This window comes from Bradyrhizobium icense, assembly GCF_001693385.1.
Taxonomy (GTDB): domain Bacteria; phylum Pseudomonadota; class Alphaproteobacteria; order Rhizobiales; family Xanthobacteraceae; genus Bradyrhizobium; species Bradyrhizobium icense.
In genome coordinates, this window is sequence record NZ_CP016428.1 from 552,419 (window position 1) to 578,558 (window position 26,140).

Here is a 26,140-nt window from a genome sequence, read left to right on the forward strand (position 1 = left end):
GGATGCGCTCCCCACGCCGCGCGGTTTTTGAAATGTTCGAGCTCAACTGGAGTTAGGTGAGGCCGTGGAGCAGGCCGCCGACATCGAGATGGCCGACATCGGCGCTGGCGCCGATCAAGGTCGGTGCGGAAACCGAGGCGTCGACACCGTCGAGCCCTGCCGAGAGGTCGATGCTCGGGTTCGTCTCAATCACTGCGCCGAGATCGAGCACGTTCGACAGGTCCGCCGTGCCGCTGGCGCTGGCAGAAGCGCTACCGCTGGCGCTTGCGCCGCCAAGTACACCGGTGGCGGTTCCGAGCAGGCCATCGACGGTACCAAGCAGGTTTCCGAGTAGTGCAGCCATATAGTCAACTCCTATGAAGGTTGGCTGGAATGCGACGAACGTCGCGGTGCAAGAAGCCACGGGAGTCAGAAAGGTTGCGGACTCACATGCGGCGTTTTGGTGATGATTTGTTGGGAGGGGAACTTTCCCTTGTTGCCGGCCGGCACTGGGCCGACGATGATGCGAAATCTCATTTGCGAGATCTCCTTGGGAAAGTGTCTGGAGTCGATGTCGGAAAACAAAGCGGATGTCGTGGTGCTCGGCGCGGGCATCGTCGGCGTATCGGCGGCCTTTGCCGCGCGGCAGCGCGGGATGTCGGTCATGCTCGTCGACCGGCGCGAGCCGGGCAGCGAAACCTCATACGGCAATGCCGGGATCATCAGCAGCGGCTCGATCACGCCGCTCAACAATCCATCGCTGTGGAAGTCGCTGCCGAAATACCTGACCAACCGTCACGCCGCATTGCGTTGGAATCCACTTTGGGCGGTGAAGAATGCGGGCTGGGTCGCGCGCTTTCTGGCCGATTCGGCAGCCGCGCGGCTTGGTCCGCGCGCGACCGCGCTGCACGGGCTGATCGGTGCGTCGGCCAAATTGCATCGGGAATGGATCGTGCAAGCGGGAGCGGGACATCGCATTCGCGAGACCGGCTGGCTCAGGGCGTGGCGAAGCGATGCGGTTCTTGCGGCGAAGCAGGAGCAGGCCATGCTGGCCGAATACGGCATCGCCAGCGAATGGCTCGACCGCCAGGCGATCTCCGCGCTCGAGCCGGACATCGTGCCCGTCTACAAAGTTGGGCTGCTGCACACGCAGACCGCGTCGGTCGACTCGCCGCGCGAAGTGGTCAAGGCCTATGCGCGGATGTTCGCGAACGCCGGCGGCCATATCAGGCAGGCTGACGTCAAGGCGATCGAGCCCGGCGGCCATGGCTGGCGCGTGGTGCTGGCCGATGGCGAGATCTCGGCGCGACATGTGGTGGTCGCGCTTGGACCGTGGTCTGCGGATCTGTTGCGGCCGCTCGGCTATCGCGTGCCGCTGGCCTATGAGCGCGGCTATCATCGCGAATTCAAGCCGAACCCGGCGCGTTCGTTGCGGCGTCCGATCTATGACATCGACGGCGGTTTCATCATGACCCCGATGGAGCAGGGCATCCGCGTCACCTCGGGCGTCGAACTGACCGACCGCGATGCGCCGTCTTCCTTCGCCCAACTCGATCAGGTCGTTCCGCTCGCGCGCAGCGTGGCCGAATTCGGCGACGCCGTCGGCGAAGCATGGCGCGGCTCGCGGCCGACCCTGCCCGACAGCCTGCCGATGATCGGACCCGCGCCCCGGCATACCGGCCTCTGGCTCGCTTTCGGCAACCAGCACATCGGCTTCACGACGGGGCCTGCGACCGGCGCCGCCATCGCCGCCATGATCGGCGGTGCGCCCGCGCCTTACGATGCAACGCCGTTCGCACCGGGGCGCTATATTTGACGTAATCGAAGGCTGATCAGGCCGCGGCCATCGCCGCCTTTGCCTTCCGGCGGTACGCGATGAAGCCGACGGCAGCAAAGCCTGTGATCATCAAGGCCCAGGTTGCAGGTTCCGGCACGCCGCTGCTGATGGTGACGCTCGTCGGCGCGAAGTTCGCGTGTACGAACGCGCTGTACAGTCCGTTGACGGGATTGCGGTACTCTATTTCCACAATGGCAAAAATGTCGTCCCTGAAATCGACGGTGTGGCTGAAAGACCCGGTAAGGGACGCCGGATAAAGATTGTCGTTGAACCGAAATAGCCGATGGATCAGGTTCACGTATCCGCTGAGCGGTCCGTCCGAAGAGAGGTGCTTGGCCTCGTGCTGGATCAGACTGGCTGTATCGCTGATACCCCGAATGAACCCGTGTTGATTGGGTGTAAAGGTGAGGCTCACATTGTTGATCGTGAGGGTCGCGCTGAGCGCGGGTGACGGCGAGCCGAAGAAATTCCCTCCCAGCGGATAATTCGAGGTCGGCGAGTTGAAGGTTTCACCAAGGCTGGTATCGAACACATACACGGCTTGATAGGCGGCGCCGACGAAATTGTCGCCGGCGCGAAAGAAGTTGACGGGATCGCTCCCGCTCGCAACGGTGCCGCTATAGGTCACGGTGACTATTGCGGCTCCCGCAGAAGCCATGCCCGCGAGGCAAACAGTCAGCCCAGACAGAACGATCAGTGCAAATTTTCGCATGTCGATTTCCAATGACGATGTCGATCGCCGTCTGAGGTGTTCACGGGTCCGAAGGTGGCTTCGAACCGACGAAGCGTGATCAGGCAGCGACCGATGCCGGCTTTGACTTCCGGCGATAGGCGATGAAGCCGACCCCGGCGAAGCCGAGCAGCATCATGGCCCAGGTCGAGGGTTCGGGGACGGCTGCGGTCAACACGTCAGCCGTTCCCGAAATATTGTCCACGCGGAACGCCAGGTGTTCGTCGAAATCCCGTATTTGAAATGTGAGGGTGTTGGTCCCGCTTACGAACCCCGAATTGATCGCAAACGGGCTGAGGAAAAAACCGAAGGTGAAGTTCGTAATCCCCGTGTTGACGCCGTTCAGGAAGATGGTGCCGAAATTGTCGGCTCCCCACGACCCGGAAATCTGAGCCGTGGCAGCATTAAGCCCAGTCAGATCGAATGTGAGCGTGAAATCCACGGTACCAAATCCGGGTGAGCCGTTAAAGCTATTCGAAACCCAGCGCGAATTTCCATCATTGAGGGCATACGCAGGATGGGTATAGGTCACGGCAGGCGAATTGATCGGCGCGCCGATCGTGCTGTTGGTGATGAGATAATGGGGATCGGCTAGGCCGTCAGAGCCCAGCGCACTTCCGCTGGCATCAACACCGGTATTGAAAAGGCCCGTTATCGCAGCAGCCGAAACCTGAGTTGGGATCGCCGCCACGCTGCCAAGCGCGAGGATCGAAAGTGCAATTTTGTAATTTCTGAACCGATTCATGGAAACCTCCTACCTGTCGACGACAGCGCTATGGAAATTGCAGCATCAAAAATTTCGCCTGCGCCGGCTGAAGCACCGGTTCGAACTTCCGGTCGACGGCGCTTCATCGGGCGAGTCCAGCAGGCGGGCGTCAAAAGGATGTGAAAAATCGCTGGCCCCGGCTTAAGGGTAAATTTACGATCCCACCGGGAGCTGCGACCCGGCCCGCAGATCGCAGGTGGTCGGATCAAACCAAGAACGTTACGTCGCTGCAAATTCATTTCGGAAATCGCGTTTGCAATAGAATCGATTGGCAATGTCTCAGTCCGGACCCGGCAGCGGGACCAAACTCCAGATCGATCTTCTCGGTGGCTGTTCGCTCCAGTTGAATGGCCATGGTTTGCGCTCTCTGCCGACCAAAAAATCCCAGGCCCTCCTTGCCTATCTGGCCGTTCCGGCCGGGCGCTTTCATGCGCGCGAGAAGCTCACCGCAATGTTTTGGGGCGATACTTCGGAAACCCTGGCGCGGCAGAGTTTTCGCCAGGCGCTGGTCAGCATTCGCCGGCTACTCGACGGGGAGCGCCCCCTGTTGCTGACGCGGAACGGCGCGATTGCGCTCGATGCCGAGGCCGTGGTGGTCGACGTTGCCCTTCTCGAAACCGCGCTTGCCGACGGCACGACGACAGCGTTGGAGCAGGTTGCGGAATTGTGCAAAGGCGAGTTTCTGGCGGGGCTAAGCCTGAACGAGCCGGAATTTGACGAATGGCGCAGTTTTGAGCGCGGCCGCCTCAACGTCCTGGCGGTCGAGGCGCTGGCCAAGCTGGTTGACCGGCAGGCGTCCAAGACGCCCGAGGCCGCCATTCAAACGGCGCGCCGTCTGCTCGCGATCGATCCGTCGCAGGAGCGGATACAGCGGGCCCTGATGCGGCTGTTGCTGGGGCAGGGGCAACGTGCGGCGGCGCTGAAGCAATATCAACAATGCGTCGACTGGTTCGAACGCGAACTCGGTGTCGAGCCGGAGGAAGAGACCCAGCAGGTCTACCGCGATATTCTGCGCAGCGCCGGGCCTGGTTCCGACCGTCAGCGGCGATCTGCCTCGCCCGCGCCGCGAGCGGTCAATGCGCGAGCCGATGAAGTCCAGATGGTCGGCCGCGAATTCGAACTCCGCCATCTCAACGACGCCTTGACCAATATGTTCGACACTGGCGGGCGCGTGGTGCTCTTGCGCGGCGAAGCCGGTATCGGCAAGAGCCGGCTGCTGCGCGAATTCATTGGCAACGTTCCGTCAGGCGTCCGCGTCCTGATCGGGCGCTGCCACGAGACGGAACAGATCCTCCCGCTGCATGCCTGGATCGATGCCCTGCGCGAAAGCGGCACCGTGCTGGACGCCGCCGTCCGCGACCGCCTCGGCGCGGCGGCCAACGCGCAGCTCGTCCGCGTCTTTCCCGAGCTGCGCCAGCCCGAAAGCCAGCCGGTCACCGCGCCCGAACAATATTCCTTGCTGTTCGACGCGCTCGCCCAACTCCTCGTGGAGCTGGCTTCAGGGCAGCCGACCATATTCGTTCTTGAAGATCTGCACTGGTGCGACGGCCTGAGCGCGCGTTTCCTCGCATTCTTCGGCCGGCGCATCCATCACCTGCCGATCCTCGTCGTGGGCAGTATGCGGCCGGAAGAGCTCGCCGATGCGCCGGTGCTGGCACAATCGCTCAAGGAGCTTCGGGGCGACAACCGGCTCGACGAAATTCCGCTGGGCGCGCTTTCGGAAGGAGATGCTGCGACATTAATCCAGGCGCTGCTGCCGGCCGGACGCCGCGGACCGCAATCCGCAAATGCCGCCCGGGACATCTGGGCGGCGAGCGAAGGCAATCCGTTCATCATCGTCGAATCCGTGCGGTCGCTGGATTACGCGCGCCCGGCCATACGGCAAGGCGAGTCGAGCCTGATACGGGAATTCGTGACGGCCCGGCTGGAACGCCTGCCCGAACTGCCGAGGCGCCTGGTGCCGGTGGCGGCAGCCATCGGCCGGGACTTCACATTCTCGCTGTTGGCGCGCGCCGGAAAGATCGCTGAAGTGGACGCGGCGATCGCCGTCGAGCAACTGGTGCGGCGCCACATCCTGACCACCGAGGGCGAGCGGGTCGATTTCTGTCACGACTGGATCCGCCGCGTCGCCTATGAGCGGTTGATGCCCCAGCAGCGCCGGTTGCTTCACTCGGCCGTTGGCGAAGCCATCGAGGAGCTGCATCGCGGCGACAGCGAGGAGATCGCCGATCAGCTCGGCCACCACTACGTGCAGGCCGGCGATGCGCGTCGCGCCATCCCGAGCCTGATCCAGTTCGCCGATCTGGCGGGAAGGCGCTACGCCCTCGATGATGCTCTGCGGGCGTTTCAGCAGGCGGCTGATGTGGCCGAATTGCTGCCGGTATCGGAGCGTGACCACCAAAAACTCGATCTGGCCCTGCGCCAGACCTTCGTGCTCTCCATGCTCGGCCGCCAGCGCGAGATCTGGGAAATTCTACAAACCCATGCGGAGCATGTCGGGCGGGTGGTCGATCCGCTTCTGACGTCCGAATATCATTTCCGCGTCGGGCTGACCTGCTTCTATCTGGGCCGCTATGTGGAGGGAAAGGCCGCGGGCGAGCGGGCACTCAGCGAAGGCGAGCGCGCGGGAAACGCCGACGCGATCGGCAAGGCGCTGCACGCTTTGTCGCTCATCGCCTACGAAACCGGCCATCCGCAGCAGGGCATCGCCCATGCCAGAAGGGCGATTTCGCTGCTCGAAGCGACACGCGAACGGCAGTGGCTTGGGCTGGTCTATCATGACCTCGCACTCAACAGCGTGGTCGCGGGCGACCTAAAGGCCGCGCTCGACGCAGCCAGGCAGGAACAGGTCATCGGCCGCGCCATCGGCTGGCCGCGGATCGTGGCGCTGGCCGGCTCCGTCATCGCATGGGCGCTGGCCCTGCGCGGCGACCATGAGGCCGCCATCGAAGCAGCGCAACAGAGCCTCGAGCTTTCGCGCGATGCGATGGTCTCAAACCTCGTTTTGGGTTCTATGGGCCTTGCCTATGTCGATCAGGGCGACACGAAGACCGCGATTACAATCCTGAGTGAGGTTGTCGTGCAGCTCCGCAAGAGCCCGGTGCGCAGCGGTGAAATGCGTTGCCTTGCTTTCCTGAGCGAGGCCCAGCTTCTGGCCGGGGATCTCGCCCACGCCAGGGAGACGGCATCGCGGGCGCTGGAGCTCGACCAGTCCGACGGCTTCACCTTCAGTTCCGGTCTGGCGCTGCGAGCGCTCGGGCGCATCGACACCGCCCGGAACGATTTTGACGAAGCCGAGAGCCGGCTTTTGCGAGCGCTCTCGGCATTCGAACAATGCGGGGCGGCTTTCGAGGCTGCCAGAACCCGGGCTGATCTCGCTGCGCTGTTCGCGCATAAATCCGAGAGAAAGGCCGCGCGCGGCTATCTTGCCGCGGCGCTCATCGGCTTCCGAAGGGCAGGCGCGCCACGACGGATTGCCGAAGCGCGTCGCATCCATTCGATCCAATTCGAGCAGCGTTGATCCCGCTGGAATATTCGGCCCGGACGCCGGAAAATTGGGGACGACTGAAGGCCTTGCTTGAAGAGTCCCTATCTACCGGCCGGCGCAAGAAGACCTCGCTTGGCTGCTATACCCAAGTATGATGGAACGGACGTCGCTGTCGTTCATTGACCGTTCATGGAACGGATCTTCCTCGCTGTTATCGTCTCAGCCCTGATGGTGCTCATCGGCTCGGCGACGATGCTTGTCTACGGTGCGAGGGAATCGGCAGCTCTGCTGCGTCTTCCGGCACAGGAGCAAACACCGGCTAAGCCCTCACCGCTCGCGGTTTTGCCGCTCGGCGCCGCGGCGGCGCGCCATCGGTAGAGATTGCCGCGAAGTCCAGCGCTTGAGTTGCGTGGGCAGGAACTACCTCGATGTCGGTGACAAATGCCGGTCCGAAGCAGCTTCAGCCCACGACCTTTCCAAGACTTTTCCCTGGCCCCAAGGTGCGGTCGGGTGCTGCCGCACGGGATTTGGACTGGCGTGAATGCGCCAGAGCCTTATTATTCTCCACGTACGTCCTACATGGATAGCGGGACAGGAGCGAATCCCGGCCGGCAATCAGGACAGGTAAAATGGGTGACCCAGCACAGGGTTCCGCGTCTGCCTCGCAGCAGGTCAATGATCTGTTCGATGCGCTCGATATCACAGAAGCGATCAACTCCCACGAATTCAGGCTCTTCCTCGATCGCTTACCGATCGCGGTCGTGATCTCCAAAATAATCGGTGGAGACCAGCGCATCATTTTTGCGAACAAGTCCTACGAGGCGCTGACGGGACAAACCGCCTCGGAGATCCAAGGAAGAGGTTGGTCGGTCCTGGAGTCGTTCACGCTCGAAGGACAGCCTGATGTCACCTTCACCAGATCGCTACTCAACAGCGATGACTTCATCGGGACATTTCAACGCGAGCAGCCGAAGCACTTATTGGTGGATGCATTTGCTGGCGTGATCCAAAACGAGGACGGAACGGAGGACTATCGCATTGTCGCGCTGATTGACATTACCGAGCGCGCAAAATCCCAACGTGACGAGTTTGAGCGGCAATTGCGCGATAAGGATCTTCTGCTGAAGGAATTGCAGCATCGGGTAAAGAACAATCTGCAACTGATCGCCGCCCTCATTCGCCTTGATATTCGCAATCAAGACAGCGCTGACCGGGCGGCGTTGGACCGTCTGGCTGGACGCATCGAATCATTGGCCATTCTCTACCGAGAACTTTCCGGCGACGGTCTTGGTCAAACCATCGATCTCGGACAGTATCTTACGCAGATTGCGTCCGCGGTGACGCGTATTCACGGTCTTGACGGCGTTAGGCTGGACCTCAAGGCCGACCAAGCTCCGATTTCAATCAACGTGGCGATGCCCGTGGGGCTTCTCGTCAACGAACTGCTGACGAATGCATTCAAGTACGCCTTCGATGGCCGTGAATCCGGCACATTGACGGTCAGATGCCTGCAGGAGCATAACGACTACTATCGGGTGGTGGTGGCAGACGACGGGAACGGACTTGCCGATGGCGCCATGTGGCCTGTGCCCGGGAAGCTTTCAGCACTCATGCTCAGTACATTGACGGAGAACGCCAAGGCGGATTTCGATGTCGACAGCGCCCCCGGCAAGGGAATGCGCGTGAGCATCGGATTGTGCAAGGGCCCTGCACGTTAGCCACCTCCCATGCCGGCCTGGAGGCCGCTTCGCTACGCCGATTTCGTCCGGACAACTGACGCGGGAGGTGATCCGGTTGCTCAAGCAAGCGCAGCAGCAGATGAGCCATTGATAGCCCGGCGCCGATCTCCGTGTTTCTTTTGCTCCGGGAGGGTCGTCACGCCCCAAAGCCGTTGAATTCGTTTGATTTTTTGAGACGCGAGGGCGTTGCCGTGATCGGGCGTCAGAGCTCCTGCAATGGCACGCACATTGCATTCGCTTCCATGGCGTGTACGGGCGCAATGCACGTTCCTCAACGCCTCGATCGGAAAGCTGCAACAGCCGCGGCTCCGCGCGGCTCGAATCGATCTTAGGTGAGGCCAACATTGCAAGGCGTGCACACCCTGCACGAAATATCGCTGCCGCTCTTGCAAGGGACAACTGTTTGATGACACCGTTACGTTCGCTTTGTTGTATGGCGGCCGATCCGAGAATGCGCCTTCCGGCCCGGCCGTGGAGTCCTGATATATGTTGCGTCTGATTGCCCGGCGTCTTGCTCTCGGTGTGCTGGTCGCACTGACCGTCATGACGCTCGCGTTCCTGCTGACACGGCTGTCGGGCGATCTTGCGGTGTCGATCGCGGGTCCGCAGGCGACGCAGGCCGATGTCGAAATCATACGCAAGGCCTACGGCCTCGACCGCCCGCTCTATGTCCAGTTTTTCGCCTGGACCGGCCGCGCCATGGTCGGCGACTTCGGCCAGAGCTATTTCTTCAAGGACAGCGTGGCGAACCTGATCCAGAAGCGCCTGCCGATCACGCTGACGCTCGGCCTGGTCGGCCTGAGCCTCGCCTTGATTATCTCGCTTCCGCTCGGCATCCTGGCGGCGCTGCGCGAGAACACCTGGATCGACCGCGGCGTCACCCTGTTCACGATGGTCGGGCAGGCGGTGCCGAGCTTCTGGCTGGCGCTGATCCTGATGATCGTGCTCGGCCTGCAGCTCGGCATCCTGCCGATATCAGGCACCGGCACCTGGCAGCATTTCGTGATGCCCGGCATCGTACTTGCCTTCACCGCGATCCCGGCGCTGACGCGGCTGACGCGCTCCGGCATGATCGAGGCGATGGCCTCGGACTATATCCGCACCGCCCGCGCCAAGGGCCTGTCGCGGGCGCGCATCATCTTCAAGCACGCGCTGCGTAACGCCGCCATACCGGTCGTGTCGATCGCCGCGGTCCAGCTCGGCTTCATGCTGGGCGGTTCGATCGTGATCGAAACCGTGTTCGCCCTGCATGGCGTCGGCTATCTCGGTTGGGAGAGCATCGCCAAGAACGATTTCCCCGTGGTGCAGGCGGTGGTGCTGGTGCTGGCCGTGTTCTATATCGGCCTCACGCTCCTGGCCGATATCCTCAATGCGCTGCTCGATCCGAGGCTGAGGACCGGATGAGCGAACCGATTGCCATTCAGGCGCCCCAGCCTTCGGGCACGGGTAGCTCGCGCATCGGCACCGCCGGTTTCGCGATCGGAATTGCCATCGTCGCGATCGTCGTCGCGGCAGCGCTGGTCGGCAACGCGCTGGTGCCGCAGGATCCGTTCACCCAGGATCTCGGCAACCGTCTCAAGCCGCCGTTCTGGATGGAGGGCACCCAGCCGGGCCACCTGCTCGGCACCGACCAGCTCGGCCGGGATTATCTCGCGCGGCTGGTCTATGGCGCGCGCATTTCGCTCCTGATCGGCATCATGACGGTGATCACATCGGGATTGATCGGCATCACGCTCGGCGTGCTCGGCGGATTCTTCGGCGGCCGCGTCGACGATTTCGTGCTGTTCGCCATCACGACGCGATTGTCGATCCCCGTCGTGCTGGTCGCGCTTGCAGTGGTCGGGCTGATGGGATCGGGCCTCGGGCTCGTCGTTGCGACCCTCGGACTTCTGTTATGGGACCGCTTCGCAGTCGTCGCGCGCGCGACCACCATGCAGGTCCGCAACCACGACTACGTCAGCGCTGCCTGGTGCGCCGGCGCCTCGATGCAGCACATCCTGATCAAGGAGATTTTGCCGAACATCGCGAGCCATCTTGCCGTCGTGGCAACGCTGGAGATGGCGCTGGCCATCCTTCTCGAGGCCGCCCTGTCGTTCCTGGGGCTCGGTGTGCCGCCGCCGCTGCCGTCATGGGGGCTGATGATCGCCGAGGGCAAGGACTACATGTTCTTTTCGCCCTGGGTGATCATGATTCCCGGCGTCGCCTTGGCGGTTCTGGTGCTTGGCATCAACCTGGTCGGCGACGGGCTGCGCAATTTGCTCGGCGCGGAGCGGTTGCGATGAACGCGCTTTTGGACGTCGAGGAGCTTCAGGTGAGTTTCGGCGGCCGCACCGCGGCGGTGCGCGGCGCCTCGTTCCGGGTCGAGAAGGGCGAGACCCATTGCCTGGTCGGCGAATCCGGCTGCGGCAAGTCGGTTACCGCGCTGGCGGTGATGAGCCTGCTCGCGCGCGGCGGTCACCGCTCGGCGAAGCGGATGAGTTTTGCCGGCATTGACCTCACGTCGCTGTCGGACCGCGAGATGGCGCGGCTGCGCGGCAATCGCATGGCGATGATATTTCAGGAGCCGATGACCAGCCTCAATCCGGCGTTTACGATCGGTTCGCAGATGGCGGAGGTGATGACACGCCACAAGGGCGGCTCGCGCGCGGCGGCACTCGACCGCGCCGCCGAACTGATGGGCCGCGTCGGCATCACTGCGCCGGGCATGCGGCTCGGCCAGTTCCCGCACCAGCTCTCCGGCGGCCTGCGCCAGCGCGTCATGATCGCGATGGCGCTGATGTGCGATCCAGAGCTGTTGATCGCCGACGAGCCGACCACCGCGCTCGACGTCACCGTGCAGGCGCAGATCCTGCGGCTGCTCGCCGGCCTCAAGCGCGAGCTCGGCCTCTCGATCCTGCTGATCACCCATGACCTCGGCATCGTCGCGCGCGTCGCCGACCACGTGTCGGTGATGTATGCCGGCGAGGTGGTCGAGCGCGCGCCGACCGCCGAACTGTTCCGCGCGCCGCAGCATCCCTACACCCGCGGTCTTCTGTCCTGCGTGCCGGTGCCCGGCCGCGTGCAGCGCGACCGGCCGCTCGGCTCGATCCCCGGCGTCGTGCCGGCGATCGGGCCCGGCTTTGCCGGCTGCGCCTTTCGCTCGCGCTGCGCCCACGCCGACGAAACGTGCACGCGCGCGATACCGCGGCGTCAGGCAGGCGATGCGCACGATTATCTTTGCCGGCTGGAGCCGGACTGGGCGGAGCTGCAACCCGCATGACCGCCGCGATCGAAGTCGAGAACCTGCGGTGCGAATTCCGCGTCCACACCGGGCTGATGTCGGCGGAAAAGCGCGTGGTCGCGGTCGACGATGTCACTTTCAGCGTGCCGGCCGGCAGCGTGCTCGGCATCGTCGGCGAGTCCGGATGCGGCAAATCCACGCTCGCGCGCCTGATCCTCGGGCTGCTCAAGCCGACGGGGGGAAGCGTGCTGGTCGATGGCAAACGCCTGTTCGACCTCGATCGCAAGGCGCGCGCCCGGCTGATCCAGCCGGTGTTCCAGGATCCGTTCGCCTCGCTCAACCCGCGCCGCCGCATCAAGGATATCGTCGCGCTGCCGCTTACGGCCCAGGGCACATTCTCGCGCGCGGAGGTCGAGCGCCGGGTCGGCGGCATTCTCGAACGCGTCGGGCTGTCGGCCGCGATGGGCGAGCGCATGCCGGCGCAACTCTCCGGCGGGCAACGCCAGCGCGCGGCGATTGCCCGTGCATTGGTGCTCGAGCCGCGGATCGTGATCTGCGACGAGCCGACCAGCGCGCTCGACGTCTCGGTGCAGGCGCAAATCCTCAATCTGCTGGCCGAGCTGCGCCGCGATCTCGGGCTGACCTATCTCTTCATCAGCCACAATCTTGCCGTCGTCGAACATGTCGCCAGCGAGGTCGCGGTGATGTATCTCGGCCGGTTCGTCGAGCGCAACGAAACCGACGCGCTGTTTCGCAGTCCCCGCCACCCCTACACCAAGGCGCTGCTGGAAAGCGTGCTGACGCCGGAGCCGGGCAAGGGCGTGCCGGATATCGGTCTCGGTGACGCCATGCCGGATCCGTCCAATATTCCGCCGGGCTGCCGGTTCAACCCGCGCTGCCGCATTGCGGTCGAGCGCTGCCGCCATGAGCCGCCAAAGCCCATGGTCCGCGCACCCCAGGGAATGGTAGAGTGTCATCTGGCATAGGGCGTGCTTCACGCCGTCTGTAAACGCGAATGATGGAGGGCAATATGCGTATGCAAAACAAGCTCGGCGCGGCCATTCTGGCCGTGGTTCTATCGGGAGCCGGTGCGTTGCCCGCTTCCGCGCAGAAATCCGCCGACACGCTGCGGATCGTGATGCGCGACGCGCTGCCCAACATCGATCCCTTCTACAACAATTTGCGCACCGGCGTGGTGATGCATCACCAGGGCTGGGACGCGCTGGTCTACCGCAATCCGGACACCTTCAAGCTGGAGCCGCTGCTGGCCACCGAATGGAAGCTGCCGGATCCGACCACCATCGAGTTCACGCTGCGGCCCGGCGTCAAATTCCACGACGGCAGCGCGTTCACGGCCGATGACGTGGTCTACACCGTCAACCTCGTCGCCGATCCCGCGAGCCGCGTTTCGACGCCGTCGAACTACAACTGGATCGACAAGGCCGAGAAGACCGGCGATCTGTCGGTGCGCGTCAAGCTGAAGCGGCCGAATCCCGCGGCGCTGGAATATTTCGCGCTGGTGCTGCCGATCTATCCCAAGGCCTATCGCGAGAAGGTCGGCGCGGAGGGCTACGCCAAGGCCCCGGTCGGCGCGGGCCCCTACAAGATCACCAAAGTCGAGCCCGGCGTCTCCATCGACTTCGAGCGGTTCGAAGATTATTGGGCCGGCAGCCCGAAGGGCAAGCCGGCGATCAAGAAGATGAGCGTGCGCTTCGTTCCGGATGCCGGCACCGAGATGACCGAGTTGCTCGCCGGCCGCGCCGACTGGATCTGGAACATGAACCCCGACCAGCTCGAGCCCGTGAACCGGATGCCGCATCTGCAGGCGGTGCGGAAAGAGTCGATGCGGGTCGGCTTTCTCTCGATGGATGCCGCCGGCCGCACCGGCGCCGACAACCCCCTGACCAAGCATAAGGTGCGTCAGGCGATCTGGCACGCGATCGACCGCAAGGCGATCGCCGACAAGCTCGTCACCGGCGGCAGCCGCGTTCCGGCTGCGCCATGCTTCCCCTCGCAGTTCGGCTGCGATGCCGAAGCCGCGGTGGCTTATGACTACAATCCGGCAAAAGCCAAGCAGCTTCTCGCCGAGGCCGGCTATCCCGACGGGTTCGATGTGGAGCTCGCCAGCTATGTGCTGCCGCAGTGGGGATCATCCGTCCAGAACTACCTGCATGCGGTCGGCATCCGCGCCAAGCTCAATCAGCTCCAGGTGGCGGCCCTGATCCAGCGCGCCAAGGCCGGCGAGTTGCGGATGTATCTCGGAAGCTGGGGCAGCTATTCGATCAACGACGTCTCGGCCATTCTGCCGAACTATTTCGACGGCGGCGCCGACGACTACTCCCGTGATTCCGAGGTGCAGAAATGGCTGGTGAAGGGCGGCTCATCCATCAACCCGGAAGTGCGCAAGGAGGCCTATTCGGCGGCGATCAAGAAGATCACCGAGCAGGCCTACTGGGCGCCGCTGCATACCTATGTGACGACCTACGGCCACTCCAAGCAGCTCGACTTCACGCCGTACCCGGACGAACTGCCGCGCTTCTATCTGGCGAAGTGGAAATAAGGCGCCAAAGCTGAACTCCAATCCGGCCGCGTTCACCCGCGCGGCCGGGTTCACCCCTCCGGCAAACCGGCCGCTGCCATCAACTGCATGATCCGTTCGGCCGCCTCGATATAGACCGGGCTGGAATTCTTCCTGGGCGGCGGGACGTTGCGGTAGGTCGAGCCGGGCCGCAATTCCATTCCCTTTTGCATCGCAGCTTTGGCTTCCTCGGCCTTGCCCAACTGCTGGTAGGCGGCCGCCAGCAGCATATGCGTGCGTCCGCTGGCGGATGTGATCGCGATCGACTTCTGCAGCCACGGCACGGCGTCTTCGGCGCGGCCCATCAGGAGATTGGCCCAGCCCGCACCGATCATCCAGGTCCAGCGCGAGACCTGCGGGGTGTCGAAGCGATCCGCCTGCTTGAACGTCGCCAGCGCATCCTCGAAGCGTCCGGTTTGTATTTGTGCAAGGCCGATATGGTACAGTGCGATTCCGTTCCAGGGATCGAAGCTCAGCGCCCGCGCGCACGCGACCAGGTTTGAGCGGAACTGGTTGGTGGCGTTGAGGAAGCGGCAATACGCTTCATTCGCCGGGATATGATTGGGCTTTGCGCGCAGCGTATGCTGCAACATCGCCTCAACCTTGGTCTCCGCGGCCTCGCGCTCGGCTCCGCTCACCCACACCATCTGCACACCGCGCATCAGCAGTGCGGCGAGCGCGATCTGAACGTCTGTACTGTCGGGGTCCTCGGTGAGCGCATGTTCCAGCATCGCCTGCGCGGCCTTGAAACGCTCCGGCGAGGTCTGATTGATGTGGGCGGTGGCCTGTTCGATCACGACCCTGCTCTTCGCCGCCGATCGCGGGTCGGCGTTGAGGAGTTCGTTGAGGCGCAGCGCCAGTGCGTGACCTATGCCCGCTGCGAGCCGGGACTGCTGGAGCTGCACGTCGATATCTTCTGTAATGCCGACGGAATGCGAGGCGGTCCACTTGACCTCGCCGGTATCGGTAGCGGTCATGCGCGCCCGTATCGTCCAGGCGTGCTCGCTCCTCTGCAGTTCGCCCCTCACGACGAAGTCGGCTTTCGATGCGGCCGCGTCCGGAGCCAGCACGCGGATGTTTTCGATCTTCGCCAGCCCGTCTGTCAGACGGCCGCCGACGTTCGCCGCCATCTGGGCAACCAGCGGATCGTTGCTCGCATCCGCGATTTGCGTCACGGCGATCGTCGCGGGCCCGCGCGCAAAGATGAGACCCGGGCGCAACAGCCACACGGCGATCGCGGTGCACAGAATGGCAAGCCCAGCGATGGACGCGAAGGCCGCGCCGCGACGCCGGCTGAGGTCGAGAAAGCGGTTCGTCGTTTCGCCGTTCGCCTTGGTCGCCGCGTTCGCGTCTGGTGCGGTCGGCGTGGGCTCGCTGGCGGCGGCCGTCTCGGGGGTGGCCATCCCGGTCTCGTCGGCCCCGGTAACTTCGGCCTCGAACAGGTAGCCGCGGCCGGAGATCACCCGGACCATCTGGCGCTTCTCGTCGCCGAGCGCGGCTCGGACGTCGCGGATGCACTGAAACAGGCTGTCCTCGCCGACATGGACGTTCGGCCAGACCGCCTCCATCAATTGCTGCTTGCTCAGCACGCGCCCTGCATTGGTGGCGAACAGCCGCAGCATCTCCAGGGCTTTGGGCCGGAGCTTGATCGTGCCGCCATCGGGGCGGCGCAGCTCGGCGCGCTCGGAATCGAGCTCGAAACCAGAAAAGCGCAGCACTATCCCCTCCGACCCGCCACGGTCCCCATTTAATGCCGGATCGCCCCGGAAAATGTGGTTTGGAGCACCAAACGCCGAATATCAGAAAAATTTCAGAATGTCTCAACAGCAGTTTCAGGACGTTCACCGGCCGAAATGACAAGGATGGGCGAGGTTGATTTGGGGAGTCGTGCCGAATGGGGACCGCGATGCCCCGGGCAGGCGCGCGGACGTCGGTGGGCGAGCGGACAATGGTCGGTGCACGTTATTGTCATGTTGGATTGCGCGGCGTCGGCTGCAGGTTGAGCGGAAGCGCCGCGTTGGCGCATGACTTCAACCCCGGTTGCCGAATTGAATGGCGCAACGCTTTTGCGGTTGGCGCTGCCTTCGAAGGCCAGTTCTCCAATGTTACCCGCAGTTACGTCGGCAAAGGCGTCGTGCGCCATGTGTGGTGAGCTTCACAAACGGACCAGCATCTTCATGCTGAAATCAGTTGGCTCCGCCCACGACAAGGCCTTTGAAGAAGCCGATCAGCCCGCAGCGCAAGGATCGAACGGCATGGACGACGTCCTGAACCTCGCCCAGGTCAAGGCCGAACTGTCCCATCTGAATCGTCTGGAGGAAAGACGTGCGGCCAATGTGGCGAACCTGAAGCGCCTGAAGGAAGCCTGCGACGCTCTCCTGGGTAAGGGAAGCGAAGTCGCGGGGATCTCGACCTCACGAAGACTCTAGCTAGTGCAGCCGAAATGTCGCGCCAGCGGGCGACGCGCCTCCCGTCTCAACTGGGCGACGCCCAATTCCGCCCACATCCAGTCGAAGCTGTAGCCCGCCATCGCAGGATTGGATTCGCCGGCCTTGGCGGTGCGGTTTTCCATCATCTTGAGCCAGTCGACGACTTTGGCCCGTCCGCTTTTGGTCTTGACCGCCGCGCGCGGCGACTTGTTGCCGAGCGCCGGGACGGGCTCATCGAGCGTCTCGCGATAGTGCCGGTCCATGGTCTCGTGGATGATGGCGCGGTGCTCCTCCTCCGAGATACCGAGTTCTTGAAGTTCATCGTCATCTTCATCGTCATCCGATACGAGCATTTGGTCGATGGTTGCCGTCTCGACGGTAAGAGGTTTGGACGATCGCGCCCGGGCGGCCGACGACCTGGCGCGCTTTTTCCCGCCAATCCAATTCCATTGCGTCGCATTGATCGGCCGCAGGTCGGCACACGAATCCAGCACCCTGCGGACGTCGTCTTCCATCGTGCCCTCGGCGAGCGGATAGCGAACCGTGCACATCAGAAGTTCATCACCATCGAAATTCCGCAACTCGGGAAGGTTCCGCGCAGCCCGATCGATCGTGTCAAGGAGCCAGACGGTCGTGAAGGTCGGGCTGACCGCACGCAGCTTTTCGGTTTCGGAAAGGCTGGCGATCGCGGCGGCGTCGAATTCCTCTCCGATCGTCCTGGCAAGCGCCTGCTTATCCTTTTTGGTGAGCTTCGCCAGTCTGCGAAAGCCGTCGAGGAGGTCTTCCGACGCCTGATGCTCGTACGGCAGCACGGCTCCGCTGATCTGCGTCTGTTGCCGCACCTGCAAGACACGCCCGGCGAAGCGGTCCCATTGTTTGAGGAAACGGGTTGCCAACCGCTCGCTGATCAGGACCGGCTCACCGCCGCGCACGAGGTCGCGCGCACGGAACGATTTGTCGAGGACGACGTCGCTCACTTCATAGAGGCTCATCGCCGAACCTCGCAATGCGGTGATATAGGCGCGAACGGATGCGGTTTCCTTCCAGCCCCGGCGCTTCAGATAGTCTTCGACGATGTTGCTGCCGTCGTCGAACTCCCGCGTCAGCATGTCCTCAAACGCGCAGGCCCAGACTGTGTGCATGAAATAATCTTCGCCGAGGATCGAGACGATCTCGTCCGGCTCGAGGCCTCTTTTCCCATGCTGACGAACTCGACCGTATGTTGCAGCTCATTCCAGTCGATCAGCATCGATGCTCTCCTGCTTGCTCCGGCGAAACGCTTCCCCCTCGCGCGCTCAATCAGATCGCATCTAAAATTTTCATTGCTTGATTGATGCTGTCAATCCTTCGTCACATGAACTCCGGGCCTTTGCCCGGCGTTCCACTTGCCCTCGATCGCGCGCTCGATCTGCGCCGCCAGTTGCAACAATAAGCCGTCATTGGCCTGCTTGGCGATGGCCTGGATGCCGAGCGGCAGGCCGTGCTCATGGGTGGCTAGCGGCAGCGAGATCGCGGGGATGCCGCAGAGATTGGCGAGCGGGGTGAAGGCAAAATTGCGCCAGAGATTGCCGAACCAGTCGAGCACGTCTGGATTGTCGCTGGTCGTCAGATACTCCGTGGTGCCGACCTTCGGCGTCGGCAACACCGTGATCGGCGTGAGGATGATGTCCCAGTCTTCGAAGAACGCGCCAAAGCCGCGCGATGTGGTGTTGAACACCGCCTGCATTCGTGCCCGGTCGGCATAGCTCGTGTTGCGGCCATGCTCCCAGATCCGGATGTTGATCGGCTCGATCAGATCTTCCGGTGGTTTCTCCAGCCCGCGCGCTGCGAGCATGTTACCGATCACGACGGCAAAATTGCTGATGTAGCAGGTGGTCTGCGCCGCGAAGGCTTCGCCATAGTCCAGATCGGGCAGGGCGTAGTCGACGTGATGGCCGAGACCTTCGAGGAGGCGCCCGGCCTTCTGCAACTCGGCCGCGATATGCGGCGTCGCACGATAATCACCCCACTGGTACGATAGCGCGATTTTCAGCCGCGCAGGATCGCGCGCGATCATCCGCGTGTAAGGCTCCGGCGGGCTCCAGAACGGCATGAATTCGCCCGGCGCCGGACCGCGGCAGGCATCGACGAAGGCGGCGGTGTCGCGCACCGAGCGCGACTGGCAGCCTTGGATCGAGACCAGCCCGCTCAAATCAGAGAGGTGCGGCGACAGCGAGAACACGCCGCGCGAGACTTTCAGCCCGATATTGCCGTTGACGCCGGCGGGAATCCGGATCGATCCGCCGCCGTCGGTCGCATGCGCGATCGGCACCGCGCCGGCGGCGACCATCGCGGCGCTGCCGGCCGACGATCCGCAGGTGGTGTAGTCGGTATTCCAGGGATTGCGCGTGACGTAGACGGCGGGATTGTCGGCAGAGCTGCAAACGCCGAATTCCGGCGTGGTCGTACGTCCGATCAAATTGAGCCCGGCCCCGCGCATCTTCCTGGTAAGGAACGTGTCGGCGGTGGCGCGATTGCCGCGCATGAACAGCGAGCCCATCTCCTGCAGCCGGCCCTTGAGCGTCGGACCGAGGTCCTTCATCAGGAAGGGAAGTCCGGCAAACGGGCCGTCGAGATTGGTCCCATCGGTGGCGGGATCGGCGACCGCATCCTCGAACACTTCGACGACGGCCGAAAGCGGGGGGTCGACCTTGGCGATGGCGGCGGCGGCCTGCGTCGCGAGTTCGGCGGCCGTCAGCTCGCCCTTCGCGACACGCGCGGCCAGCGCGACGCCGTCGTGTGCGGCCCATTCGTCCCAGCTCATCGGCAATGTCATTCGACTATCCTCTTGGCACAGCTTTGACCCCGGCGCACGGGACGCTGTCGTTCATTCGTTGTCGCCCCGTCAAACCTTGATCAGACGCACTTTTGTCCCCCAAGGGTCGGCGGTCTCAACGCCGTTCGCGATCGCCGCCGCCGGTGCGCCCGCCTGCCGCAGGCGCTGCTCCTGAGCCTGCAGGATCTCCTCCGACGCGACCTCGAGCGAAAACCATGCAAGTCCCGTGGCCGCATCATCCCGCCGGCCGGCGCCGGCGCTCTGCCAGACATTGATGCCGAGGTGATGATGATAGCGCCCAGAGGACAGGAACGCGGCGCCGGTCCGCTTGCGGGTCGGATCGAAGCCGATGGCGCCGCCATAGAATCGGCCGGCCTGTTCGAGGTCGCCGACGCGCAGGTGCATGTGGCCGATGCGGAGGCCGTCGGGCGCCCCGGCAAAGTTGGAGATGCGCGGATTCGTCAGCGTCAGCAGGCCGTCGATATCGAGCGGGTCGGTCGCCATTGCGACCGTGCCGCCATCCCATTTCCAGCTTTCGGGTGCGCGGTCGGCGTAGACCTCGATACCGTTGCCTTCGGGATCGTCGAGATAGACGGATTCGCTGACGAGGTGATCGGCAAATCCGGAGAGCGGCACCTTGTTCGTCGCGGCGTGCACCAGCCAGCGCGCGAGATCCTTGCGGGTCGGCATCAGGAAGGCGGTGTGATAGAGGCCCGCGGCATTCCGCGTCTCGGTGGCAGCGCCCGCGCGCAGGCTGAGATCGAGCAGCGGCACGCCGCCCGCGCCGAGACGGGCGCCTGTAGCCGTGCGCTGCATGACGGTGAGCCCGATCGCATCGCGATAGTAGTCGGTGACGAGATCGAGGTTACGCACGCGCAACGTCACCATGCCGATCTGCATCGGCGTCCGGCTGGCGAAGGTCGGCTCGGCAGCGGCCGTTCCTTCCGCCAGCGCTGCCGCCGTGGCCGCCGCGCTCAACGATGAGGCGCCGGCGAGGTGAAGGAGAGTGCGGCGGGTCAGGTCGATGCTCATGACAGCTCCGTTTTCGATCGGCTCAGCGAAGCAAATCCCGCGCCGGTTCTATGCCAGGCAACGCTGTAACAGGGCCGGCCGGACCATCGTTGCAGCAGAACGTTTTGCTCCGAGCAAGCTATTTTTCAGCGTAGGGTCGGGCAAAGGAGCGGGCGGGAAGTTCAGGGCAAACCTCGGGCGCAATGCGTCGCGAGAATGCTTCGTTACATTCAGGTGTCATCGTCCGCCAACGGGTCGCGCGAATGCGCGCCCGATGACAGGCTCCAGCGGACGATCCAGTATCCCAGAGACAGCAGTGATAGAACCGAGAAGCCGCAGCGTACTGGATCCCCGCCTTCGCGGGGATGACAGCTTCGTAAGTGGCACGCTGTGTGAGACGACGCTCGGTCGGCTATGCCTCCGCCGGCCCTGATCGAGGAAGCCGGTGACGCTGCGGATGCGGCCGTCGCTGAGGACTGCGAAATCCGTGCCCTTGATCGGGCTGTCGCCGCCGTCGGGGCCGAGACCCCAGGAGAAGCGGATGTGGTTACCGAAACCATTGGGTTCGCCGATCAGCCTGAACCTGAAATCCGGAAAGCGCTGCTGCACGCCGGCGATCAGCGCGTCCACGCCGTCACGGCCGTCGCCCGACATCAGCGGGTCGATATATCGGGCGTCGCTGGTCCAGTTCTGGCTGAGAATTTCGCGACGGCGGCTCGGCGTCCGCTCGTTCCACAGATCGATGTAGCTGCGGGCGATCTTGTTGATGTCGGTCATCGTGCTCTCCTTCGTTTCGGCCGAATGGGCCGGCTGACCGACTACCGAAAAATTCCGCGCGCCAATCGATTACCTCGGAGGTCAAGGATTTCGATTTCTGCGGAACCATGCGCCCTTCGCCCGAACGCGGGCGGCATCGAGTGAACGGCGCAGCAGCACCGCGTCGTGTGGCCGCGGCAGCATCTCGATCGATTGGGCTGTGGCCGGCGCCGGATTTGGCGTAAAAGCATGATCTCGACCTCGTTGGGTCCTTGATCAGAGTCAAAGCTTGGCCCTTACCGTCCCATCATAGTGGGGCGATCGATGGTGAACGGGTGTGGCAGAGAAAGCCAGGACGCCAAAACAGGATGCGGGGGCCGACTGGGCGCAGCAGGTGTGGCTGTGGCCGCTGGAAGCTGCGCGATTGGCGCTCGACAACTACGCGCAATGGTTCGCCGATCAGAAACCTGCGCCTTCCCCCGCGCCGGAGCAGGCACCGCTCGCCTGGACCACGCCAAACGTGGTGGCGCTGCAACTTCCGTCGATGCGGCTGCGCGCGTTTTCGCGCGGGGATGCGGGGCAGCCGGTGCTCGTCTGCGCGCCCTATGCGCTGCACGGCGCGCTGGTTGCGGACTTCGCACCGGGCCACAGTCTGGTCGGGGCGTTGCAACGAGACGGCATGACCCGCATCTATCTCACGGACTGGCGCTCGGCGACGCCGGAAATGCGCCATCTGTCGATCGACAATTATCTGGCCGAGCTCAATGTGGCGATCGACGAAATCGGCGCGCCGGTCGATCTTGTCGGCCTGTGCCAGGGCGGATGGCTATCGCTGGCCTATGCCGCTCGCTTTCCGGGCAAGGTGCGGCGGCTGGTGCTTGCCGGCGCCCCAGTCGACGTTTCCACGCCGTCAGAACTCTCGAAGATGGTGGCTGCGCTGCCGCAGCCGGCGTTCGAGCAGATGGTGCAGCAGGGCGAGGGAATCGTGAACGGCGAGCACATGCTGCGGTTCTGGAACATTCCGTTCAGTCAGCATGACGTGGAAGCCGTGCTGCAAAGGAATCTTCGCGATGGATCGGACGAGGCCCGCATGCTGCTGGACCGTTTCAAGCGCTGGGATCGCGCGCCGCTCGATCTGCCGGGGGCCTATTATCTCGAGGTCACCGAACGGGTCTTTCGCGAGAACCAGATCGCTAGAGGGCGCTTCGTCGCACTCGGCCGCAGGATCGATCTCGCCGAGGTGCGCATGCCGGTCTTCCTGCTGGCGGGAGAGAACGACATCGTCGTCCCGCGCGATCAGGCGTTCGCCACGGCACGGCTATTGGGAACGCAGCCCGCGTGGCTGGAGCGGGCCTCTGAATCATGCGATCACCTCAGCCTTTTCATGGGGCGCAGGGTCTTGACCCATTCCTGGCGCCGGATCGCGCGATGGCTTCAGGCTGATATCGGCGATCTCACAGGCGGACGGATCAGCGCGTGAGATGCGGACGAAAATGCCCCGGATTGCGCCTGCAATCCGGGGCAGCAAGACTGTTCGCGGCTGGCTGGCGTTACTTCGCCGCGACCACCATGATCTCGACATTGTACTGCGGCGCGGCAAGCTTGGCCTCGACGGTGGCGCGCGCCGGCGTGTTGCCGGCCGATACCCAGCCGTCCCACACCGCGTTCATTTCGGGAAACGTCTTCATGTCGGTGATGTAGATCGTGGCCGACAAGAGCTTCGACTTGTCGGTGCCGGCCTTGGCGAGATGGCCGTCGATGATCGCAAGAATGTCCTGCGTCTGCTCGGTCACGCTCTTGCCAGCCGCTCTGCCGGCGACGACGCCGGCGAGATAGACGGTGTTGCCGTGGACGACGACCTGGCTCATGCGAGGTCCGGTTTCGAAGCGCTGGATGGTCATATCGTTCTCCTGATAGGGGGCGGCGGTTACTTAGCGCGCTCGTGCCTTGCGCGCCACTGCGTTATTTGCATTGAGATCAGAGTCGCTATGCCGGCAGATGCCGCCATGACGAGGAGAGATCAAGACGCCGCCTTCGCCGCCGCGCGCCCCGCATTCCTGCCCGAGAACAGGCAGCCGCCGAGGAAGGTGCCTTCCAGCGAGCGGTAGCCGTGCATGCCGCCGCCGCCGAAGCCGGCGGCTTCGCCGGCTGCGTAGAGTCCCCCGATGATCTCGCCATGGGTGCCGAACACGCGCGAGTCGAGATCGGTTTCAAAACCGCCCAGCGTCTTGCGCGTCAATATATTGAGCTTCACCGCGATCAGCGGCCCGTGTTCGGGGTCGAGAATTTTGTGCGGCTTGGCGGTGCGGATCAATTTGTCGCCGATATAGCGGCGCGCATTGTGCAGATTCATCACCTGCGCGTCCTTGACGTAGGGGTTCGCGATCTCGCGGTCGCGCGCCTCGATCTGCGCCTTGATGTGATCGTGCTCGAGCAGGTCGTTGCCGGCGAGCGCGTTCATCGCGCTGACGAGGTCGCCGAGATTGTCGCGCACGATGAAGTCGGCGCCGTTCTGCTTGAACGCTTCCACCGGCGCAGGCGCCCCCTTGTTGGTGGCGCGCTTGATCGTCATGCGCCAGCTCTTGCCCGTGAGGTCGGGATTCTGTTCGGAGCCGGAGAGCGCGAACTCCTTCTTGATGATGCTCTGGGTCAGGATGAACCAGGAGTAATCGTAGCCCGTCGACATGATGTATTGCAGTTGGCCGAGCGTGTCGGAGCCGGGGAAGAGCGGCACCGGCAACCGCTTGCCCGTGGCGTCGAACCACATCGAGGACGGGCCGGGCAGGATGCGGATGCCGTGGCGCGGCCAGATCGGGTTCCAGTTCCGGATGCCCTCGACGTAGTGCCACATGCGGTCGCGGTTGATCAGCCGAGCCCCGGCGGCCTCGGTGATGCCGATCATGCGGCCGTCGACATGTTCGGGCACGCCGGAGATCATGAATTTCGGCGGCTCGCCCAGGCGTTTCGGCCAGTTCTGCCTGACCATGTCATGATTGCCGCCAATACCGCCGGAAGCGACGATCACCGCCTGTGCCCGCAGCGTGAAATCGCCGATCACCTTGCGCGAGGAGCTCTTGCCGCGCTCGACGCTATCGGGTTCGAGCACCGAGCCACTGATGCCCTCGACCGCGCCGTTCGTCATCATGAGTGTGTCGACGCGGTGGCGAAACTTGAACGTCAACCGGCCATTTTTTTGCGCTTCGCGCGCCCGGAGCTCGAAAGGCGCGACGATGCCGGGGCCGGTGCCCCAGGTGACGTGAAAGCGCGGCACCGAATTGCCGTGGCCCATTGCGTCATAGCCGCCGCGCTCGGCCCAGCCGACCACCGGAAAAATACGGTGGCCCATTGCGCGCAGCCAGTCACGCTTCTCGCCGGCGGCGAACGCGACATAGGCTTCCGCCCATCGCTTGGGCCAATGGTCGTCGTCGCGGTCGAAGCCCGCGGTGCCCATCCAATCCTGCAGAGCGAGATCAAACGAATCCTTAATGCCGAGCCGCCGCTGTTCGGGAGAGTCCACCAGAAACAATCCGCCGAACGACCAAAAGGCTTGTCCGCCAAGGCTTTGTTCGCCTTCCTGGTCGACGACGATGACGCGTTTGCCGGCCTCGGCGATCTCCGTCGCTGCGACCAGGCCCGCCAGTCCGCCGCCGACCACGATTACGTCTGTGACCTCAGTCATCGTTTCCTCCCCCATGCCGTTGTTGATTCAAGCCTGCGTCCTCGCACGCGGTCAACGGCAAACGGGCTCTTGCTTGTGACCGCATTGGCGCCTCGCCATGAGTTGCATGTTCCAGTTCGGGACCTTTCACCCGGAAGGTGCAGCGGCGCAGCAACACTTAATTTGAATTTGATTTGCGCTACCTTCGCCGCCTAGACAAAATCACGATCTCAAACGACGCTACGTCCTGTCTTGCATCACGAAGACGATCAGATTCGGTTTCGACATTTTTCGACTGGGGCTGGGATATGAAGCTGGTGACGGGGTTGCTTGCCGCAGTGCTGCTGTTGGCGGGAGTAGGGGTGAGCCAGGCGGTGGTGCGGATAGCCGACGATCGCGGCGGCCGGATCGGCACCTATGTCGACAAGTATCAGGGCCTGCGGACTTCAGGCGAAACCGTAATCATCGACGGCCTGTGCGCCTCGGCCTGCACTATCGTGCTCGGCGCGGTTCCCCATGACCGGATCTGCGTTACCTCGCACGCCAATCTCGGCTTCCATGCCGCTTGGGATTTCGGCGCCAACGGCCGTGCCATCACCAACCCTGAAGCGACCCAGATGCTGTATTCGATGTATCCGCCGCCAGTACGGAGGTGGATCGCGGCGCGCGGCGGCCTGACCCACCGCATGCTCTTTCTGCGCGGCAAGCAGCTTCAGGCGATGTACAGGCCCTGCTATCTCGACGCCCAGGCCTCCTCAAACAAGCCGGCGTCGCGCTGATCCAGCGCTACCATTCCGCCGAAAAGTGACGCGATGGCCGGACCTGTTCCGGCCATTTGCTTTGTGCACCTGCCGGCTGGCTTGCCCCTCCGCATGACGTGATCTCCTGTGCAGCCATTCCGCTTGCCTGCCTGGGGAACTCGCCCTATCTCAACCGCATGGCTCGGCCGATTTCCACTGAACAGGACATGCTGGCGGCTGCCCGTCCGCAGGGCAGGGTGGCGTCCATGATCGTTTGGAGCGCTGCCGGCCTCGGCGCGCTGGCCGTGCTCGGCGCGGCTGCATTGTGGTTCCATTACGGCACCACGGTGTTTTTCGAGATGATCGCCGCCGGCATCTCGGCCTGCTTCTGACAC

22 protein-coding genes and 1 pseudogene are annotated in these 26,140 nt (G+C 63.6%); 13 read left to right on the forward strand and 10 right to left on the reverse strand.

The window, feature by feature from the left end; genetic code table 11:
• Positions 1 to 52: 52 nt before the first annotated feature.
• On the reverse strand, positions 53 to 343 hold the full coding sequence (locus tag LMTR13_RS02665) for a hypothetical protein (protein ID WP_065726555.1): 291 nt from the start codon (positions 341 to 343) through the stop codon (positions 53 to 55).
• Between the two features lie 207 nt (positions 344 to 550).
• Here LMTR13_RS02665 and LMTR13_RS02670 point away from each other — a divergent pair, with 207 nt between their 5' ends.
• Entirely contained in the window at positions 551 to 1,795 is a 1,245-nt protein-coding gene (locus LMTR13_RS02670; protein WP_236843265.1) for an NAD(P)/FAD-dependent oxidoreductase, read from the forward strand.
• Positions 1,796 to 1,811: 16 nt separating this feature from the next.
• On the opposite strand, the gene LMTR13_RS02675 is transcribed toward LMTR13_RS02670, so the two are convergent.
• Positions 1,812 to 2,528: a PEPxxWA-CTERM sorting domain-containing protein gene (locus LMTR13_RS02675; RefSeq protein ID WP_156795397.1), complete on the reverse strand. Its 717-nt coding sequence runs from the start codon at positions 2,526 to 2,528 to the stop codon at positions 1,812 to 1,814.
• A gap of 79 nt (positions 2,529 to 2,607) precedes the next feature.
• On the reverse strand, positions 2,608 to 3,291 hold the full coding sequence (locus LMTR13_RS02680; RefSeq protein ID WP_065726557.1) for a PEPxxWA-CTERM sorting domain-containing protein: 684 nt from the start codon (positions 3,289 to 3,291) through the stop codon (positions 2,608 to 2,610).
• 295 nt (positions 3,292 to 3,586) lie between these two features.
• Here LMTR13_RS02680 and LMTR13_RS02685 point away from each other — a divergent pair, with 295 nt between their 5' ends.
• The 8 genes from LMTR13_RS02685 (at position 3,587) to LMTR13_RS02720 (ending at position 14,318) form a co-directional block, all read left to right on the forward strand.
• On the forward strand, positions 3,587 to 6,832 hold the full coding sequence (locus LMTR13_RS02685) for an ATP-binding protein (protein ID WP_065726558.1): 3,246 nt from the start codon (positions 3,587 to 3,589) through the stop codon (positions 6,830 to 6,832).
• Between the two features lie 156 nt (positions 6,833 to 6,988).
• Positions 6,989 to 7,177, forward strand: coding sequence for a hypothetical protein (locus LMTR13_RS02690; protein ID WP_065726559.1), 189 nt, complete (start codon positions 6,989 to 6,991; stop codon positions 7,175 to 7,177).
• A 251-nt stretch (positions 7,178 to 7,428) separates the two neighbouring features.
• Positions 7,429 to 8,517 carry a sensor histidine kinase gene (locus LMTR13_RS02695; RefSeq protein WP_065726560.1) on the forward strand — a complete coding sequence of 363 codons (1,089 nt, stop codon included), beginning with the start codon at positions 7,429 to 7,431 and terminating at the stop codon, positions 8,515 to 8,517.
• 507 nt (positions 8,518 to 9,024) lie between these two features.
• Entirely contained in the window at positions 9,025 to 9,942 is a 918-nt protein-coding gene (locus tag LMTR13_RS02700) for an ABC transporter permease (RefSeq protein ID WP_065726561.1), read from the forward strand.
• Positions 9,939 to 10,820: an ABC transporter permease gene (locus LMTR13_RS02705; RefSeq protein WP_065726562.1), complete on the forward strand. Its 882-nt coding sequence runs from the start codon at positions 9,939 to 9,941 to the stop codon at positions 10,818 to 10,820. Before LMTR13_RS02700 ends, LMTR13_RS02705 begins: the two co-directional genes overlap by 4 nt.
• Positions 10,817 to 11,797 (forward strand): ABC transporter ATP-binding protein, encoded by a 981-nt coding sequence (locus LMTR13_RS02710; RefSeq protein WP_065726563.1) that lies wholly within the window; start codon positions 10,817 to 10,819, stop codon positions 11,795 to 11,797. The genes LMTR13_RS02705 and LMTR13_RS02710 overlap by 4 nt, the downstream gene beginning before the upstream one ends.
• Positions 11,794 to 12,744: an ABC transporter ATP-binding protein gene (locus LMTR13_RS02715; protein WP_065726564.1), complete on the forward strand. Its 951-nt coding sequence runs from the start codon at positions 11,794 to 11,796 to the stop codon at positions 12,742 to 12,744. Before LMTR13_RS02710 ends, LMTR13_RS02715 begins: the two co-directional genes overlap by 4 nt.
• A gap of 44 nt (positions 12,745 to 12,788) precedes the next feature.
• Entirely contained in the window at positions 12,789 to 14,318 is a 1,530-nt protein-coding gene (locus LMTR13_RS02720) for an ABC transporter substrate-binding protein (protein WP_197520985.1), read from the forward strand.
• A gap of 50 nt (positions 14,319 to 14,368) precedes the next feature.
• Here LMTR13_RS02720 and LMTR13_RS02725 read toward each other — a convergent pair whose 3' ends face one another.
• Positions 14,369 to 16,054 (reverse strand): winged helix-turn-helix domain-containing protein, encoded by a 1,686-nt coding sequence (locus LMTR13_RS02725; RefSeq protein WP_083218643.1) that lies wholly within the window; start codon positions 16,052 to 16,054, stop codon positions 14,369 to 14,371.
• A gap of 306 nt (positions 16,055 to 16,360) precedes the next feature.
• On the opposite strand from LMTR13_RS02725, the gene LMTR13_RS40210 reads away from it, so the two are divergent.
• Positions 16,361 to 16,765 carry a hypothetical protein gene (locus LMTR13_RS40210; RefSeq protein ID WP_156795399.1) on the forward strand — a complete coding sequence of 135 codons (405 nt, stop codon included), beginning with the start codon at positions 16,361 to 16,363 and terminating at the stop codon, positions 16,763 to 16,765.
• On the opposite strand, the gene LMTR13_RS02740 is transcribed toward LMTR13_RS40210, so the two are convergent.
• From LMTR13_RS02740 to LMTR13_RS02755, 4 genes and pseudogenes are all read right to left on the reverse strand, one after another.
• Positions 16,762 to 17,907, reverse strand: a complete 1,146-nt coding sequence (locus tag LMTR13_RS02740; RefSeq protein WP_065726568.1) for a DUF7986 domain-containing protein — start codon at positions 17,905 to 17,907, stop codon at positions 16,762 to 16,764. The two genes, LMTR13_RS40210 and LMTR13_RS02740, sit on opposite strands and share 4 nt — an antisense overlap.
• A gap of 197 nt (positions 17,908 to 18,104) precedes the next feature.
• A complete protein-coding gene (locus tag LMTR13_RS02745) occupies positions 18,105 to 19,580 on the reverse strand; it encodes an amidase (RefSeq protein WP_065726569.1) in 1,476 nt (491 codons plus the stop codon).
• A 69-nt stretch (positions 19,581 to 19,649) separates the two neighbouring features.
• Positions 19,650 to 20,612, reverse strand: coding sequence for a VOC family protein (locus LMTR13_RS02750; RefSeq protein WP_065726570.1), 963 nt, complete (start codon positions 20,610 to 20,612; stop codon positions 19,650 to 19,652).
• A 408-nt stretch (positions 20,613 to 21,020) separates the two neighbouring features.
• Positions 21,021 to 21,368: pseudogene (locus LMTR13_RS02755) on the reverse strand (nuclear transport factor 2 family protein); the annotation flags it as partial.
• A 316-nt stretch (positions 21,369 to 21,684) separates the two neighbouring features.
• Between LMTR13_RS02755 and LMTR13_RS02760 the strand changes: the two are divergent.
• A complete protein-coding gene (locus tag LMTR13_RS02760; protein WP_236843266.1) occupies positions 21,685 to 22,827 on the forward strand; it encodes an alpha/beta fold hydrolase in 1,143 nt (380 codons plus the stop codon).
• Positions 22,828 to 22,897: 70 nt separating this feature from the next.
• Here the strand turns inward: LMTR13_RS02760 and LMTR13_RS02765 are convergent, their stop codons facing one another.
• Both LMTR13_RS02765 and LMTR13_RS02770 read right to left on the reverse strand, forming a co-directional pair.
• Positions 22,898 to 23,248 (reverse strand): RidA family protein, encoded by a 351-nt coding sequence (locus tag LMTR13_RS02765; protein WP_065726571.1) that lies wholly within the window; start codon positions 23,246 to 23,248, stop codon positions 22,898 to 22,900.
• A 119-nt stretch (positions 23,249 to 23,367) separates the two neighbouring features.
• The gene (locus LMTR13_RS02770; protein ID WP_065732372.1) at positions 23,368 to 25,026 is read right to left on the reverse strand and encodes an FAD-binding dehydrogenase; all 1,659 of its coding nucleotides are present in this window, start codon (positions 25,024 to 25,026) and stop codon (positions 23,368 to 23,370) included.
• Between the two features lie 287 nt (positions 25,027 to 25,313).
• Between LMTR13_RS02770 and LMTR13_RS02775 the strand changes: the two genes are divergently transcribed.
• Both LMTR13_RS02775 and LMTR13_RS43115 read left to right on the forward strand, forming a co-directional pair.
• A complete protein-coding gene (locus tag LMTR13_RS02775; protein WP_065726572.1) occupies positions 25,314 to 25,784 on the forward strand; it encodes a hypothetical protein in 471 nt (156 codons plus the stop codon).
• A 227-nt stretch (positions 25,785 to 26,011) separates the two neighbouring features.
• Entirely contained in the window at positions 26,012 to 26,137 is a 126-nt protein-coding gene (locus LMTR13_RS43115; RefSeq protein ID WP_257784724.1) for a hypothetical protein, read from the forward strand.
• The last annotated feature ends 3 nt before the right edge of the window (positions 26,138 to 26,140 follow it).

What these genes read in the sequence shown, in the direction of transcription:
- LMTR13_RS02665 (WP_065726555.1), bottom strand. Translation starts at nt 343, where the DNA reads ATGGCTGCACTACTCGGAAACCTGCTTGGTACCGTCGATGGCCTGCTC.
- LMTR13_RS02670 (WP_236843265.1), top strand. Translation starts at nt 551, where the DNA reads ATGTCGGAAAACAAAGCGGATGTCGTGGTGCTCGGCGCGGGCATCGTC.
- LMTR13_RS02675 (WP_156795397.1), bottom strand. Translation starts at nt 2,528, where the DNA reads ATGCGAAAATTTGCACTGATCGTTCTGTCTGGGCTGACTGTTTGCCTC.
- LMTR13_RS02680 (WP_065726557.1), bottom strand. Translation starts at nt 3,291, where the DNA reads ATGAATCGGTTCAGAAATTACAAAATTGCACTTTCGATCCTCGCGCTT.
- LMTR13_RS02685 (WP_065726558.1), top strand. Translation starts at nt 3,587, where the DNA reads ATGTCTCAGTCCGGACCCGGCAGCGGGACCAAACTCCAGATCGATCTT.
- LMTR13_RS02690 (WP_065726559.1), top strand. Translation starts at nt 6,989, where the DNA reads ATGGAACGGATCTTCCTCGCTGTTATCGTCTCAGCCCTGATGGTGCTC.
- LMTR13_RS02695 (WP_065726560.1), top strand. Translation starts at nt 7,429, where the DNA reads ATGGGTGACCCAGCACAGGGTTCCGCGTCTGCCTCGCAGCAGGTCAAT.
- LMTR13_RS02700 (WP_065726561.1), top strand. Translation starts at nt 9,025, where the DNA reads ATGTTGCGTCTGATTGCCCGGCGTCTTGCTCTCGGTGTGCTGGTCGCA.
- LMTR13_RS02705 (WP_065726562.1), top strand. Translation starts at nt 9,939, where the DNA reads ATGAGCGAACCGATTGCCATTCAGGCGCCCCAGCCTTCGGGCACGGGT.
- LMTR13_RS02710 (WP_065726563.1), top strand. Translation starts at nt 10,817, where the DNA reads ATGAACGCGCTTTTGGACGTCGAGGAGCTTCAGGTGAGTTTCGGCGGC.
- LMTR13_RS02715 (WP_065726564.1), top strand. Translation starts at nt 11,794, where the DNA reads ATGACCGCCGCGATCGAAGTCGAGAACCTGCGGTGCGAATTCCGCGTC.
- LMTR13_RS02720 (WP_197520985.1), top strand. Translation starts at nt 12,789, where the DNA reads ATGCGTATGCAAAACAAGCTCGGCGCGGCCATTCTGGCCGTGGTTCTA.
- LMTR13_RS40210 (WP_156795399.1), top strand. Translation starts at nt 16,361, where the DNA reads ATGACTTCAACCCCGGTTGCCGAATTGAATGGCGCAACGCTTTTGCGG.
- LMTR13_RS02740 (WP_065726568.1), bottom strand. Translation starts at nt 17,907, where the DNA reads ATGCACACAGTCTGGGCCTGCGCGTTTGAGGACATGCTGACGCGGGAG.
- LMTR13_RS02745 (WP_065726569.1), bottom strand. Translation starts at nt 19,580, where the DNA reads ATGACATTGCCGATGAGCTGGGACGAATGGGCCGCACACGACGGCGTC.
- LMTR13_RS02750 (WP_065726570.1), bottom strand. Translation starts at nt 20,612, where the DNA reads ATGAGCATCGACCTGACCCGCCGCACTCTCCTTCACCTCGCCGGCGCC.
- LMTR13_RS02765 (WP_065726571.1), bottom strand. Translation starts at nt 23,248, where the DNA reads ATGACCATCCAGCGCTTCGAAACCGGACCTCGCATGAGCCAGGTCGTC.
- LMTR13_RS02770 (WP_065732372.1), bottom strand. Translation starts at nt 25,026, where the DNA reads ATGACTGAGGTCACAGACGTAATCGTGGTCGGCGGCGGACTGGCGGGC.
- LMTR13_RS02775 (WP_065726572.1), top strand. Translation starts at nt 25,314, where the DNA reads ATGAAGCTGGTGACGGGGTTGCTTGCCGCAGTGCTGCTGTTGGCGGGA.
- LMTR13_RS43115 (WP_257784724.1), top strand. Translation starts at nt 26,012, where the DNA reads ATGATCGTTTGGAGCGCTGCCGGCCTCGGCGCGCTGGCCGTGCTCGGC.